Annotated in this window: 6 protein-coding genes; 4 read left to right on the forward strand and 2 right to left on the reverse strand. The window is 61.0% G+C overall.

Annotation, left to right across the window (positions count from 1 at the left end):
• The first annotated feature begins 531 nt into the window (after positions 1-531).
• From Q5Q88_RS01745 to Q5Q88_RS01760, 4 genes are all read left to right on the forward strand, one after another.
• A complete protein-coding gene (locus tag Q5Q88_RS01745; protein ID WP_302741446.1) occupies positions 532-8,151 on the forward strand; it encodes a hypothetical protein in 7,620 nt (2,539 codons plus the stop codon).
• A gap of 79 nt (positions 8,152-8,230) precedes the next feature.
• On the forward strand, positions 8,231-9,778 hold the full coding sequence (locus Q5Q88_RS01750; protein ID WP_302741447.1) for a SpaH/EbpB family LPXTG-anchored major pilin: 1,548 nt from the start codon (positions 8,231-8,233) through the stop codon (positions 9,776-9,778).
• A gap of 12 nt (positions 9,779-9,790) precedes the next feature.
• Positions 9,791-10,744: a class C sortase gene (locus tag Q5Q88_RS01755; RefSeq protein WP_302741448.1), complete on the forward strand. Its 954-nt coding sequence runs from the start codon at positions 9,791-9,793 to the stop codon at positions 10,742-10,744.
• Entirely contained in the window at positions 10,716-11,483 is a 768-nt protein-coding gene (locus Q5Q88_RS01760) for a hypothetical protein (RefSeq protein ID WP_302741450.1), read from the forward strand. Before Q5Q88_RS01755 ends, Q5Q88_RS01760 begins: the two co-directional genes overlap by 29 nt.
• A gap of 146 nt (positions 11,484-11,629) precedes the next feature.
• On the opposite strand, the gene Q5Q88_RS01765 is transcribed toward Q5Q88_RS01760, so the two are convergent.
• Positions 11,630-12,400 (reverse strand): mechanosensitive ion channel family protein, encoded by a 771-nt coding sequence (locus tag Q5Q88_RS01765; protein WP_294122368.1) that lies wholly within the window; start codon positions 12,398-12,400, stop codon positions 11,630-11,632.
• Positions 12,401-12,522: 122 nt separating this feature from the next.
• Complete coding sequence (locus Q5Q88_RS01770) at positions 12,523-13,362, reverse strand: MerR family transcriptional regulator (protein ID WP_302741453.1); 840 nt, start codon at positions 13,360-13,362, stop codon at positions 12,523-12,525.
• Between the last annotated feature and the right edge of the window lie 93 nt (positions 13,363-13,455).

Consider the following 13,455-nt stretch of genomic DNA (forward strand, 5'->3'; position numbering starts at 1 on the left):
TGAACGGCGCAAGACGATAACGAGCGCCGCGCTTCTACAACACGCATGAGCTGGGTCAGTTAATACCAACCGAAATACTAGTAATATAAGTGAACAGTTTCTAATTAATGAATCGGTATATCAGTGATGTAATTTGCTAAGGTGGATAATACATGTGTACACCATGCCTCAGGGGGAGGTTCGTTTTGTTTCGTAAGGCTGTCATTGGGTTGCTGATTGCCTCATGCTCGCTGGGATCATTCCCCGCCGGCGTTGGCGCCTATCAGGCAGCTCGGGCGTGCGACAAAATCGAAGCGGCCCTTGCGGGCTATTCCCTTGCCCAAGCCGATATGAAGGCGCGGATGGAGCGAGCGAACACCGAGGTGGAGGCCAGCGCCGAGGTTGTCGCAGGCGCCGATGCATGGACGCCGTCACCCCTCGCTTCGGATTTGGGGCGTGGGGGGGGGGTATTCCCAGGTTGTATCGAATGAGCCTGCAGTAGGGTCGAGCGGGCACGATGTAGCTGCGGTAAACGACGAATTGCCCGATGGGGTGCAGAGCGCTTCCGAATCGGAACAAGGCAATCTGAGCGCAACGGATGGTGCACGCGAGGATTCCCCGAATGAGCAAGATGAATCGGACGTCGCGCAAAGCGAGCTCTCCAGCTCCGATGGGGTAGGGGAGCCTGTTGCCCGCGCGACCGAGGGTGCCGACGGGCAGGATGACGCTGCTTCGGGCGCGGTTTCGGATGCGGAACAAGACGCTGCGCAGATTGAAGGCGCCGAGGTTCTGCAGCAGGGCGATGGCGAAACGACCGGCAACGTGCTGGTTGCCGATCGCGCTGCGGTGGACCCGCTGGGCGGCCGTGACTTCGTGGGTCAGGTTGTCAAAGATATCAACGGAACAAAATACATCCTTATCGGCAACGAGCAGCAGCTGCGCGCGATTGGGTCGAATAAGCATGTCGTAGGGAAGGTATTTAGTCGAACAGAGATTCTTGGAATGCCAGGGCCGTGGGAGCTTGAATACGCGGGCGATGCCGATATCGATGTGGGCAATAAACTGTCGGACACGAATTACGGTGACTCGCTGATTATCGGAAAAGAACACTGTGGCGTCGATGCTTCTGGAAACATGGATACCAAGGCGAGCCCTAATACCGGTCTCGTGTACTCGGCAACGGCCAATTACATCATTTTTCGCGATATCGACGTGAGCTCTGGTGGAAACTGGACGCCCCTCATGCTCCAGGGAACCATGACGGGTGCAGTTGCGGCAGAGGGTGAAAAGATTTGGGATGCCACTGGCAGCACCATTCTTGCTACGGGGCGCCCTTCGATTTCGGGCGTTAATGTTGACATCCAAGGAGTGCTGGACACTTCGGAGTATGCTGGCGTTGGCTTTTTCGGTACGGTTTCGAGTCCGATGAACCTTAACAGCATTGGAGTTTCGGGGGGAGTTGCTCGTGTGAGCAATATCGCACTCGTGGCTCCTCAGGTGAATAACGCGACGACGCGCTTCAAGGATGTCCCCGATAATCTTGTTGAACTTTTGACGAGTTTGCTCGGTGGTTTGCTCGGCGGCGTAGGCGACTTGCTGTCTTTGCTGCTCAAAACTATAACCGTAGGCAATCTAGAAATTAATCTGGGCGACGTGTTGCGCGGCTTGCTTAACTTGCGCAATGCCGACCCATCCACCACGGCATCCGGTACATTCGCCGGTCGCCTTGTGGGCGATGTGCGTATAGAAAACTGTGAAGTGGTCAATGCTCCCGATGGCGCAGCTGCCCGCGTCACGAGTTCCTGGGGAATGACTGGCGGATTCGTTGGTTATTCGGAGGGCATGACCGAATACGATGGCCTCTCGAAGATCCTCGGGTTTACAGTTGATGCTCTCGAGACGATTCTCAACGCCGTTCCTGGTCTTGGCTTGGGTGATCTCATTAAACTCTTGCTCGCAAACAACATTCTAAATGTTAAGAGCCTGATCCCTACGGGGTACAAAAATCCGGTGATTTCGGAATGCTCGGTTTCGCTTTCTCAGGACAGTCCTGTTGGCTTGTCGACGACGGACAAGAACGGCGGCTTTATTGGTGAACAGTCGGGCACCATTATCGTGTCTTGCGCGGTGAACTCTCCCGTGATGGCAAAAGCGCGTCTGTTCGCTGGTGGTTTTTCTGGCGTTGCTCGTAATGGGGTAATGAAGGGCGCTTTGTCCGACCTGGGAGTTGAGCTTGTCAGGGTGGCGCAGCCCCAGAGCGTTACTCAGGAATGTTCGGTTGTCGCCGGCGCTTCGGTTGAGGCTGCCAGTTATGCGGGCGGATTCGCAGGTGCTTTCTCCAATAGCTATAGCATCAACGACACCATTTCGGGGCCTGTTGCGGTAAGGGCGACAATCCATTCTGAAGAATCGGGCGATGAAGCTAAATCTTACGCTTTGGCGGGCGGGTTTGCAGGTGCTGCGACGCTCGGCTGGGTGAGTGATTTAGGTAAATCGGAGAATGCACCTGAAGAGAATAATCTGATCGGTTTAGTTGGCGATCTTTTGACGGATGTGCTTGAGGGCAAGGATTCCGACGGTAGACGCGATGCCCTCTTGACTCTTTTGGGCGTTGACGAATCCGCCATTCTGGGCGCGAAGATATCTGGCGGCACGATTACGGTTGAAAGCGCCGGCGATTATGCGGGTGGTTTGTTGGGCCGTGGCGACGGCACGCTTGTCGCCGCGTCAGATGACGCCCATTGTTCGAAATTGAAAATCTATAGCCGCGCCGACGGTCTTTTATCGAAGCCGAATACGCCTCGTGGAAATACCATATCGCAGTTGGCTATGGTGAAAGCAAGTGGAAGCCATGCTGCGGGTGTTGCTGGGTTGATGGGCACCGCTTCGGTTGGCGGTGTTCTTGATAGGACCGTCGGTCTGGGCGGCTATCTGCCGTTCGAGCTGAGCGACGTCACGGTGACGGGCGTCGCGGAAGGCGCAACCGTGGTCGCGGGCGACGCGTATGCGGGCGGAGCCGTTGCCGAGGCAACGGGCGGTTCGTGCACCAACGTGCATATTAAAGACATTGTGTCCGTGCGGGCGGGCACGCGTGCCGGCGGTTTCGCGGGTGCCATGGGCCCCGGCAACCTTGCGAACGGCGGCGGTCTCGACCTGCTGGGTCTGGGCGCCATCCGCATCACGGGTTTGCTCTCTGTGGGCGAGGGCGTGAACGTAACGGCGGAAAACTGCACCGTGGCGGGCCATGCGAACGGTTTCACGGTGGAAACGACCAAAGATACCAAGCCCGACGCGGGCGTTCCCGCGGCAACGGCGGGCGGCTTCGTGGCCGACAACCGCAGCGCGCAGCTGTCGAACTGCAACGTGACGGGCCTGCACCGCGTGACGGCCGATAACGACAACGGCGCGGCAGGCGGTTTCGTGGGCAATTCCGAGACGGGCGGACTGGCCGATGTGGCCGACAGCGCGTCCATCCTCGCGCTCGGCTCCATCGCGGATCTGCTCAACGCGGTTCCCTATCTCATCCCGAAATACAGCGATTGCAACGTGACCTATGCGGGCGACGCTATCGTTGCTGCCGACGAAGCCGGTGGCTTTGCGGGCGTGTTCCGCAGCGGCGTGGTGGAAGGCGATGCCGATCAATGGGCTGTCAACGGCCTGAAGAGCGTCGAAGGCGGTAGCTATGCGGGCGGCTTCGCGGGCCTGCTCACTTCGGGAGCGCTCGCCGCAGCGGCTGAGGGCGGCGGCGGTCTGAGCATCCTGGGCGGTATTAAAGGCTTGAAGATCGACGTGTCGAATCTGATCGGTTTGGTTGACGCCTACGTTGCGAAGGTATCGGACGCGGGCGTGAATTCGCCCGATGGTTTCACCGTGCGCGCGAGCCGTATCGATGCGCTCGACACGAACTCCGGCGCAGCGGGCGGCTTCGCGGGCTATGCCTCGGGCGCTCAGCTTTCCAACTGCGACGTGAACAAGATCGCCCATACGGCAATCGAAGACCCCGCCGATCTCGAGGCCGACGCGATCGATGTCTATTACGACGCGAACACGCCGTGGGCCATAGACGGCCTACGCTATGCCGGCGGCTACGCGGGTCGTCTGGACATCGGCTCCACCGCATCGGTGGGCGAAGGCCTAGGCATTCTGGGTACGGCCATCAATCTGACCGACGTGCTCTCCGCGCTCAATGTGATGGTTTCCACGGTCGAGCATTCCGATGTCTACGGCATGCCGGGCGGCTATGCGGTGCGTGCCACCACTGCCGACGGCACCGAGGGCTACGCGGGCGGCTTCGCGGGTCGAATCACTGGCTCGCATGTCCAGGATTCGAGTGCCCATTCGTTCTCGCACGTGGTGGGTCGCATCGCTGCGGGCGGCTATGCCGGCGGCATGGAGCCTGGTAGCGCGGCCGAAGTGCTCGGCGGCGGTGAAAGCAGCATTCTGAAAAAGCTCGTCAACATCGACAGCCTGGCGAGCCTGGTGGAAAGCTTTGTTCCTACAGTGCGCAACAGCTCCACCGACTGCGTGCCCTGCGGCGGCGTGGTGCGCGCTCAGGCGGAATCCGACGGCACCGCCATGCGCGGCATGGCGGGCGGCTATGCCGGCTACAACGAAGGTGGCCAGATCTGGGGCAACGATACGCGCGATTGGAAAGCGGCCGCATACACCGGTCCCACGCGTACGGCGTTCGCCGACCGCATACGCTCGGTGTTCGGCACCGAGGTCGCGGGTGGCTACACCGGCATCATGCGTCCTGCCGATACGGCCGATACAGGCAGCCTGAGCCTGCTGTTCGGTCTGATCAAGGTTGACACGCTGGCCTCGGCGCTGTCGGTGGTCTATCCCACGCAGCGCCAGACGCGCGTGACGGGCCCTCTTTCCGGCATCGACGCGGACACCTGGAATACGTGGGTCGATTACGTCGGCGTGAACGGCGGATTCGGTGCCGACCTTGCCCAAACTGGCAAGGTGAACTCGCAGAAAGAGCTGGATGCCAAACTCGCTAACTATATATATGGCTACAACGTGGCGGCGGGCCGCAGCGCTTACAGCAACGCGGCCAACGAATGCGACGGCGGCGTGGCCGGCGGCTACGTGGGCATCATGCGCAGCGGCGTGGTCAGCGACGGCGCGGCCAATGACGCCAAGACGGTGCGCGCCATGCGTGCCGCGGGAGGCTATGCAGGCTTCATGGAAAGCGGCGGCGCGGCCAACCTGGGCGGCGTGAGCATTCTGGATCTTAACCTCAACCTGGGCCAGCTCGTTTCGGCTGCCGAAGTGTTCGTGCCCAGCATTCAGGGATCATCTTCCACGGTGGGTTATCGCGAAGGTATGACGGTGCAAGCGCTCGGCATGGGCAGTGCCGAAAACGACGAGAAGTACGACCTTGGCCATGCGGGCGGTTATGTGGGCTATGCCGAAGGCGCGCAGATCTGGGGCGATACCGAAAGCGCAACGGGTTGCAACGTAGGTAACCTGCGCCTGGTGAAAGGCACCAACACGGTGGGCGGCTATGCGGGTACGGCGGCTCCAGGATCTGCGGCAGACGCGAACACCCATGCAAGCAACGGTCTTTTGCAGGGCATTCTGGATACTGTCATCGGCCAGTCGGGCGATGTCGCTAATGTGCTCGAGGCAACCATGACCACCATCCGCGGTGCGTCTGTGACGCCTGCCAATGAGGCATGGGGCTTCGTGGTTGACGGCTCGTATCAGCGGGCCGGCGCAACCGGGTTCGCCACGGCAGCGGGCGGCTTCGTGGGAAGTTGCGAATCTGCCGTGCTGGGCAGCAAGGAGGGCGCTTCGAAACTTTCCGTCAACGGTCTGCGCGGCGTTTCCGGCGGCAAGAACGCTGGCGGTTTCGTGGGCCTTGCCGACGTGGGCAGCGTGGCTGACGTGGGCGGCACCGATGCCGGCACTAACAAGACATCCATCTTGGACCTGATCGGCCTGGGCAACGTCAGCGTGCTGGATGCGTTCCGCAGCTACGTGTACCACGCGAGCGTGACGGGCGTGGCAGACGGCGCCCAGGTGCGCGCCAACACGGCAGACAAGGTGGGCACCATGGATTCGTTGCGCTACTTCGGCAACGCGGGCGGTTTTGCCGGCAGCTTGTTGAACGGCTCTGTCAAAGATTGCACCGTGAGCGCGCTTTCCACGGTGTCGGCTCCTAGCTACGCGGGCGGTTTCGCAGGCTATATGGGCAAGAACTCCACGGTTGATATCGATGAAGCTAGCGTGGGTATCGGACAGATTTTCAATCTGCTGAAGCTACGGGCAGGCGTACTGGACGTGTGGGGGTCGCATGCCGACCGTTGCCGCGTGGAAGGCGTTGCTTCCGGCTTCACGGTAACCAGCGGCGCCGATGCCGGTCAAGACATCGTGGAGCAGGGCAACGATGCGGCGCAAAACATAGCGGGCGGCTTCGTGGGCCTGGGCGATTTGTCCAAGATCGACGCCTGCGAGGTTTCGAATCTGGGCATCGTGCGCAGCGACCAGGTCGCGGCGGGATTCATCGGCCAGACCGACATGTCGTTTATAGCAGGTGTAGAGCTTGATTCTCCAGTAGTTGAGCTGCTGCTGGTCATTGTTGACCAGTTGGTAAAGTCTCTGTATGTACATGATCTTGAGAATTTGGGCGTCATCGATCTGGGAGGGTTGAGCGTTCCCGGTTTGGGCGAGCTGCTGAATCTGAAGATCCTCTCCGACGGTGATCTGCTTTACGTGAACCTGCTGGGCCTGCGCGTCGGCGTGGCGCTTGCGAAGGGCGACCCCAATGATCCGACGCAGTCTGATACTGCCATCATTACCATTGGCGATTCCACCATCAAGCTGCCGTGCAACAAAGACGGCTTGCTGAACCCTGACGAAAACAAGGCGAACCTGGAAATTACGCTCATCAAGGGCAACCGCACCGCGGTGACCAATTCCAAGGTCACGGGTGCGAAGGCGGGTTACGACGTGTTCGGCGGCGGCGCCACGCAGGATGCCGACGGCTTAGCGGTGGAAGGCGGCTTGCCCCAAGACGAGAATCAGCGTCCCGACAATGCGGGCTATGCCGGCGGCTTTGTGGGCCACAACAAGGAAGGCCTGTTCGAAGGCAACGAAATGGTGTATTGCGACGTCGTGCGTGGTACCGAGCAGCTGGTGGGCCCGTTCTCGGGAATGACCAACCTGCAATCGGTGTATTTCAAAGACGCGGGCACCATTGAGGGCAAAGACAACGAAGGTCGCTACAACCTGTATTCGATTTATCGCGATATGAACGCTGCGTTGACCGACGCCGTGGCGAAGGCCGATGGCATTTTCTCGCATGCCCAGCAAGACACGGCAAGTGGCACGGACTACAACCGCTATGAGGTTCAGCACTACGACAAGATTTCGAGCTTCGAAGAGCTTAAAGGCGCCGTTATGCAGGACACCGCCGGCACCGCGTCGGTGGCTATGGAGGCCTATGTGTCTCCCGCGAAGGCCGTGCTCATGGATGACGCGCTCAATATTCCCGGTACGGGCGGCATCACGCCCGAGCCGGGCGAGGGCCAAGACCCGTGCTCCGCGCTGGTGGACATCACGCTGCAGAAGGTGTGGATGGACAACGGGAATGCAGGCAACACGCGCCCCGACGAAGTAACCTTCAAGCTCAAGCGCACCTACACCAACGCCGCTGGCGTGGTCGTGGACGACCCGACGTTCGGCACGAATGGCGTGCTCGAGGTGAAGCTGACCGCGGCCGATGCCTCAGAGTGGTCCGAAACCTGGCGCAAGGTGCTGACCGGCCTGCCTGTGGCGTTTGAAGACACGACGGTCGATCCGTCGGTTGTGCGCTACTACACCTACTCGGTGACCGAGGTACGCGTGGGGGCATACGACGCGACGACCCATTACAGCTACGCGATTGACAACGACGATACGGGCTACGTGATCACCGTTACCAACACCTTGCCGCTGCCCGAGACAGGCGGAAGTGGCACCTGGTGGATAGTACTTGCGGGCGGCATGCTGCTCGCGTGCGCCGCATACGAGTGCAAGCGGCGGTCCGTTGCATATGCCGGGTACGCGCCCAGACATGCCGCTCGTGAGGCAACCGGTGCGCCCCATTGGTTGCGGTTTGGGATTGCCCGCGACGCGCGCAAGCACCTGAGGCACTTGCGTGCGAATCGTCGGCGGAAGTAGGTGTCCCCGCGGTGCCCATGGTGCGCCGCGTCAGATAGGTAGGTATTCAGGTCATGCGTTTGAGGGAAGGAATGATTCAATGAAAACGATGACAAAACGCATCGCCAGCATGGCGCTGGCGACAATCATGGCGGTGGTGCTGCTCGCGAGCGCCCTGCCCACGAAGGCCTTCGCGGCCACCACGGGCAATCTGACCATCACGAGCCAGAGTGCCGAATTCGGCGGCAAAGACGTCAAGGCGTGGCAGATGTTCTCCGCCACCGCTACCGCTGACGGATCCAATGCGAGCTACACGCTTAATGCGGCATGGGAGTCGTTCTTCACGACCAAAATTGGCGGCAACATGACCGGTCTGTCCGGTGAAGGGCTCTCTCAGGCGGCAATCGAGTACGTGAACGCTCTTGGCGCCAGCGACAGCGCCAATGTGATCGATTTCGCCAAGAAGGCCTCCGACTGGGCGAAGAAGCAGAACATCCTGGCAACCGCTACCGTTACTGCTACTGCAAGCGGCAATAGCTATGTTGCCACGTTCACGGGTCTCGCTCTCGGCTACTACGTGGTCTCCCCCGAGGGCGGCTCCACTGCCAATCGCGGAACCGACGCCATCCTGGCGAATGTGGTCGCGGCTGACAAGAATGTGAACCTCAAGAGTGAGTATCCCACCATCAGCAAGACCGTTGATGACAACAACCATGCAGACGCTCAGGTTGGCGACACGCTGAACTTCGAGCTGAAGTCCAAGGTTCCCAACATGACCGAGTACACCACCTATGTGTTCAACTTTGTCGATACCCTGTCCAAGGGCCTGACGCTTAACCAGAACAGCATCAAGGTGACCATTGGCGCTTCCGAGCTTCAGAAGGACGTCGATTACACCGTCTCTGCCACGGGTGGCAATGGCGCTGCTACCGAGCTGAAAATCATCATGACCGACTTCAAGACGAAGCATGGTGACAAGGCTGGCCAGGAAATCAAGGTGACCTACTCTGCAATCATCAATGAGCATGCCGTTGCTGGCCAGGATGACGCAGGCAACAGCGCGAAGCTCGAGTACAGCAACGACCCCATCAAGGGTGGTACGGGTACTTCTGTTCCCAGCGTGACCCACGGCTACACCTTCGACTTCGACATCAACAAGACCGACGGCATGGACGGTTCCGCCCTTGCCGGCGCTGTCTTCCAGCTGCAGAAGAAGGGTGAAGGCACCCCGATCAAGCTGATTGTTGAAAACGCTGGCGACGAGACCCAGCCCGCTGTCGTGCGTTCCGCAAAGACTGGCGAAGGCAATGCGGTTGACACCATCACCACTCCCGAGAGCGGTAAGATCACCTTCAAGGGTCTGGATGCTGCTGAGTACCAGCTCGTCGAGACTAAGGCTCCCGATGGATACAACAAGCTCCAGAAGCCTGTCGATGTGACGATTGTCGCAAACTACGATCAGGATGGCACGCTCAATAACTGGACGGTGAACGGCGGCGGTAACGACGTTGCTCTTAACATCCAGAACAACAAGGGCACGCTGCTCCCTGAGACCGGCGGCATGGGCACCATCCTGTTCACGCTCGTTGGTGCGGCTGCCATCGGCTACGGCATCTACCGCAAGCGCACGGCCAAGCACGTTGCGTAATCGGGTTCAGCAATGAAAAAGCCCCGCGACTGGTTCTCAACCTTGGCGATCATCGGCGGTTTGCTGCTGGTGCTCTACCCGACCATCTCGAATGTGCTCAACTTGTTCAACGCCACGCGCGTGCTCGAGCAGTATAGTGAGGCGGTCGACGAGCTCACCGATGAGGAGGCGGCGCAGCTCATGGAAGCTGCCCGCGTTTACAATGCCAAGCTCGCGGGGCTTTCGGGCATCCCGGCTGCCAAAGGTGGCTGGGATGCCATTGAGCCCTCGATGGCTGCCGAGCTTCGCGAGGAGTACAGCAGTCTGCTCGACCTCACGGGCACGGGTGTGATGGGCTACATCACCATCCCACGCCTCGACGAGACCATGCCCATTTACCACACCACCGAGGAAAAGGTCCTGCAGGTGGCCACGGGGCACATCGAGACCTCGTCGCTGCCGGTGGGCGGCGCGTCTACCCACGCGGCGATCTCCGGCCACCGCGGTCTGCCCTCGGCCAAGCTCTTCACCGAGCTCGACAAGATGCAGCTCGGCGACATCTTCTACGTCCGCGTTCTCAAGGAGACCTTCGCCTACCAGGTGGACCAGATCCTCACGGTGCTACCGGAGGAAACCGAGGCGCTTGCCATCGAGCCGGGTGCGGACTATATGACGCTCGTCACCTGCACGCCCTACGGCATCAACTCGCATCGGCTTCTCGTGCGGGCGCACGCGATTCCGTATCTGCCCTCCATGGAGGGCGAGGTAGGCGTGATGGGGAACCCCATCAATCTCTCGTGGCCGCACGTGGCCCTGGTTGTGGGGCTGGTGCTCGCCGCGATCGTGCTGGCAAGCTTGCGGCTGCGGCACGAGCAGAAGCGCGAGGGCTCGCAACGCGGTGCGTATGGGAGCGAAGCGGGCACGACGTACGGACGATCGAAGGGAAAGGAGGACGAACATGCGCGTGGTGGACGGCATTTTGCTTAAGCGGGGATTCGTGTTCGGGCGTCACCGGTTGCATCTCAAGCGCTCGACGTTTCCCTCTGTCCGCATGAGACTCGTCCTCTTGTGCGTCTGCGCGGCCCTCGTCCTGTGCGCTACCCCAGCCGTCGCATCCGCTGCTCCCACGGGCTCCATCACGTTGAATTGCTCGGTCGAGCGCGACGGGGTGGACGCGCCGCTTGCGGGGGATCGCTACGCGGCGGTCTTGGTTGCCCGTGCCTCGATTGACGGGGATGGCGTGCACTACAAGGTGCTCGACGCCTTTGCCTCCGCGGATTGCGCGTGGGCGGAGCTGGACGCGGCCGGGCTGCGCGATAAGGCGCGAGAGGTCCATGACCTGGCGCTTGACGCCGCCGTGAACGCCGCGGACACGCTCAGCACTAACGCGAGCGGCATCGGCTCTGTGTATGGGTTGGAGCCGGGCGTCTACCTGCTCTATCGTACGGAGGCGGCACCTGCCAATGCCGACACGACTGTCGACCCGTTTTTGGTGAGTGTCCCCACGCTGGTGAACGGGGTTCTTGCCTACGAGGTGACGGCGTATCCCAAGTTCGGCTTTGGGGACGACGAACCCGACGCTCCTGAATCTGGGAAGCCCGGCCAGGGTGACTTTGTTCCCTGGCTCGACCTACCCACCACGGGCGACCTTCAGATGATCGTCGTGGGGGTGCTGGTCCTTGCCGGCGGCGCGATGTTTGCCCTCGCTCGCCGCATCACCCGCTAAATCCGACGCCCCGCCGTTTACAATCGGGGACGTAGTCGTTTTGTAAATCGTGCGTGCCGAGTGTACGCCGAGTGTGCGCCAGAGGGGATGGGTACTTTTGGCACGGCGACTCGGCACGGCGCCTTGGCACGTCGCCTTGGCGCACCCTAAACCAGCGTGGCGATGGCGCGTACGATGGCATCGGCCGCGGCTGAGGTCTTGGACGCATCCTCGACCTGCAAGATGATCTTGCCCTTGATGCCCAGTTCGGAAATCTCGGAGAACAGTACGCGTGGCCCGTCGATGACGGGGGAGACGCCACCGGCGGCGGTGCGCGCGAGCGCGATGAGCTGCTCGGCAAGACCATCCATATCGTCGGCACGAGCACTCCCGTCCTCGCCTAGGCGCGGGACGGCAAACGGAACGGTCACGCGGCTGGCGGGCAGCAAATGCACGAGGGCGGTCTTCGAAATGATCGAGTTGGGGATGATGACGGTCTGCCCCATGGCGTCGCGGATGGTGGTGTGGCGCCAGGTGACGTCCTGCACCACGCCGCGCTCCGCGCCGACCTCGATGTTATCGCCAGGGGTGACAATTCCCATGAAGGTCACCTGAAGCCCGCCGATGAGGTTGGACAGCGTGTCTTGAAAGCCGAGCGAGACTGCGATGCCGCCAACGCCAAGGGCCGCCACGAGCGCGTTCGCGTTGACGCCAAAACACGCGTCGAGGATGATACTCGCCCCCGTTGCCCAAATGACGCCGCGCGCGATGTTGACGATGATGCTCGAGCTGGGCAGCGGGTTGCTGTCGCGGTCGAGGAAATGCTTGAGTGCGCGGCTGGCGATGCGCGCAACAACGGCCGTCGCCGCGATGAGCGCGATGGCCCACAAAATGCTCTGCACCAAAGGAATCTTAAAAAACGAGATCATGGCTTCCATGGACGGCTCCTCGTATGTGTGCACATGCGCGCCTCGCGCGTGTAGCGTGTCGAACATGGAGAGTGTGCCCATTCGCGCGCACTTTGAGACGGTGCGCACCCATTTGCAGGGCAAGAAGTGTGTCAGCCTTCCCGGGGAACGGCGGCCTCGCGCTCGGCCATGTGCCTTGTGAACCTCAGGAACAGCTCGTCCGAGACGGCAATTTGCGCATCGTTGTAGTGGACCATGGCCATGTTGTCGAGCATGCGCTCGTAGTCCTTATCCGGTCGCAGCCAGTTTGCGGCATCGAAGCAATCGGAGATCTTGTCGAGGAACGCCATGCCCGCCTCGATTGCCGCTTCGCGCTCACGCGGCGTCGCGTCGCTCGGCAGCCTGTCCATGAGGTCGCTCACGTGCAGGTACTCTTCGGTGAGGTTGCGTTGCGGAATGGCGCGGAAGATGCGCTCGATTTCTGCGAGCTCGCCATCGGAGTAGAGATGGGCCGCAATGCCCATGGCGACGCGGTCATCGTCGGTGAGGGCGCTCAGAAGGAAGCCGAATTCGTGCGCGGAGCGTTCAAAGGAGTCGATGGCATCGAGCACGCGGGCGGCGCGCTCGGGATAGTCGGGGTCTGCCTGGCGTGCGCGGATATGGCGGATGAGCTCGCGCTGGTGCTTAAGATGGGCGATCTGCTCGTCAAGCTGACGGTCGAGATCGTCGAGCAGGCGGTCCGCTCTCGCACCTAGGTCCTCGCCCTCGCGGCGCTCCGCGTCGAGTTCGTCGAGCATGGGCCCGATTTGATCGAGGGAAAACCCGAGCGAGGCGAGCTGACGGATGCGCAAGAGGTGCAACAGGTGCACCGCGTCGTAATCGCGGTAGCCGTTGTCCCCGCGCGGGGGCTCGGGCAAAAGCCCGATGGCGTGGTAGTGGCGCAACGTCCTCACACTCACGCCTGCCATGTGCGCCAGCTCGCCACTCTTCATGCTGCTCCCCATTTCTCCTATCGCATCTATCCGATCTTGTACCCGTCCGCGTGATGTGTCATTTGGGGAGGCACCCCAAATGACACATCCGTA

Source organism: uncultured Collinsella sp. (genome assembly GCF_959026545.1).
Classification (GTDB): Bacteria; Actinomycetota; Coriobacteriia; order Coriobacteriales; family Coriobacteriaceae; genus Collinsella.